At 71.5% G+C, this 2,454-nt stretch carries 1 protein-coding gene and 1 pseudogene; both read left to right on the top strand.

The genetic code is table 11. The annotated features are described in order from the left end of the window. Window positions 1-38: 38 nt before the first annotated feature. A pseudogene (gene asnB, locus E0D90_RS25025) lies at window positions 39-1,664 on the top strand (asparagine synthase (glutamine-hydrolyzing)); the annotation flags it as partial. A 90-nt stretch (window positions 1,665-1,754) separates the two neighbouring features. Beyond that, window positions 1,755-2,384 (top strand): histidine phosphatase family protein, encoded by a 630-nt coding sequence (locus tag E0D90_RS25020; RefSeq protein WP_130800201.1) that lies wholly within the window; start codon window positions 1,755-1,757, stop codon window positions 2,382-2,384. Window positions 2,385-2,454: the final 70 nt, after the last annotated feature.

The raw sequence follows: 2,454 nt of genomic DNA, 5'->3' as shown, positions 1-2,454 counted from the left end.
GAGATGTGTAAAAGAGAGGGGGGGAGGGGTGGGGGCTCGGCTGCAACCGCCTGTCGATCCAGGACCCGGCGCATGGCCGGCAGCCCTTCACCAACGCCGACCGCTCCGTGAGCCTCGTCTACAACGGCGAGATCTACAACTTCCGCGCGCTGCGGGAGGAACTGGCCTCCCACGGCGTGAGCGTCGAGGGCGACTGCGACGGATCGGTCCTGCTGCCCTACTACGAACTGCACGGCGAGAGGTTCGTCGAACGGCTCGAAGGCATGTACGCCATCGCGCTGGTGGACCTGCGCGCCGGACGGCGACTGCGCGTGTGGTCCGACCCGCTCGCCGTCAAGACCCTCTACTACCGGGCCACGGACGAGGGCGTCGTCTTCGCCTCCGAGCCCGAGGGGCTGACCGCGCTGTGCGAGCGGACACCGCCGCTCGACCCGGCCGCCGTCGACCACTACCTGAACTGGCAGTGCCTGCCCGGTGGTTCCACCTGGTACCGCGGCGTGAGCACGCTGCTTCCCGGCGAGCGGCTCGACCACGACGGGCACCGTGCCACGCTCCGCCCCGCGCCCGTCCCCGAGCCGGTGGCCCCCGACGAGCGGTGCGACTCCACCTCCCTGCGCACCCTGCTCCACCACGAGACCGCGCGGATGTGCCTCCAGCGCACCCCGGTGGCCGTCCAGCTCTCCGGTGGTCTCGACTCCGCGCTGCTGGCCACCCTGCTGTCGTCCCACCGCTCCGACGTCACCGGATTCCACGTCACCCACGAGGGAGTCCACGACTCCGACGAGGAGCGGTACGCCCGCGCCGCCGCCGCGCACGCGGGTATTCCGCTGGAGGTCGTCGAGGTGCGGGAGGCGGAGGTTCCCGATCTGCTGCCCGCGATGGTCCGGGCGCTGGGCACACCGAACGCCACCCCGCACGCCCTGAGCGCCCACCTGCTGTTCCGGGAGATCTCCGCCGCAGGGTTCCGGGTGTGCTTCGTCGGAGACGGCGCCGACGAGCAGTTCGGCGGTTACCGCCGCTACAGCACCGCGCTCGACGCCGTGGACGACGCCTGGCCCGAACGGTATCTGGACCGCCTGTCCCTGGTCCCGCGGGACGAGTACCGGCAGCTGTACGCCCCCGGGTACCGCGAACTCCTCGACGCGGGCTCCAGCAGCCGCCGGCAGGCACGACGACTGCTGGACGAGGCGGCGCCCTCCCGGCTGGAACAGCTGCTCTCCTTCGACCGGCTGCACAAGCTCCCCGCCCTCAACCTCCGCAAGCTGGACCATCTGTCCATGGCACATTCGGTCGAGGGCCGGGTGCCCTACTGCCAGCCGGAGGTGACCCGTTTCGCGCGCCGCACCCCCGATCCGGCCAAGGTCGACGGCGACCGGCGCAAGGGCATCCTGTGGGACGCCGGCGCTCCCCTCATCCCGCCGGCGGTGCGCGGGCGCCGCAAGCAGCCCTTCACCTTCCCGGTCAGCCACTTCCTGCGCCCCGGGGGAAAGCTCTGGGACTTCACCACCGACGTCCTGGACCGGCCCCGCCTGTGTGCGGCCGGGTACCTCAGCGAGCAGGCCGTCCGCGAGGTTCTCACTACTCACGCGGCGGGACATGACCGGGCGCGGCTGCTGTGGGGCCTGATGGTGCTCGAACTGTCCTTTCCCGGCACCCCGGGCTGACCTCTCCGCGATACCGTCCGGCCAGCACCCCTCTCGCGGGCCGGCTCGCACCGCCTGAGCCGGCCCGCACGACCAGGAAGGCACATCAGCGTGCGCAACGTCTTCGTCGTCACCCACCCGGAGGCGAGCCACCACATCGACGGGCTTGTCGGTGGCTGGTTCGACTCCGAGCTCACCGCCGACGGGCTGAGCGCCGCCGCCGGCCTCGCCCGCGCGCTCCGCGCCCGCATCCCGGAGCGTGCCGACGTCGACGTGATCTCCTCCGACCTGGCGCGGACCCGCCGCACCGCCGAGGAGATCGCCGAGCTGTTCGGGACGAAGCCGGTGTGGGACCCCAGGCTCCGCGAGAAGTCGTACGGGGAGGCCGAGGGCCGGCCCCAGGAGTGGCTCGACCAGCGCTTTGTCGCGCCCCCGGCGACCGGGAACCGGATGGACCACCACGAGGGGGTGAAGGGGGCGGAGACCAAGACGGTGTTCGCCGAGCGCGTCTACGCCGCGGTGGAGGACCTCGTGCGCCGTCCCGCGGAGTACCAGATCGTCGTCACCCACGGTTTCGCGCTGACGTTCGTCGTGGCGGCCTGGGCCCGCCTGCCCATCGACTCGCTCGGCTATCTCAACCTGCGTGCGCCTTCGGGCAGCATCACCCACCTGAGGGAAGACGACTTCTTCCACAACCGGCAGGTCGTCGCTCTCGGCGACACCGGGCACGCGGACGGCTGACCCCCTCCCCCCCCCCCCCCTCTTATACACATCTCCCAGCCCACGAGACAAGAGGCAATCTCGTATGCCG

This window comes from Streptomyces otsuchiensis, assembly GCF_004305975.1.
In the GTDB taxonomy this organism is placed as follows: Bacteria; Actinomycetota; Actinomycetes; order Streptomycetales; family Streptomycetaceae; genus Streptomyces; species Streptomyces otsuchiensis.
The sequence above is the reverse complement of the archived record's forward strand: the minus strand, read 5'-3'. Positions and strand labels throughout refer to the sequence as shown.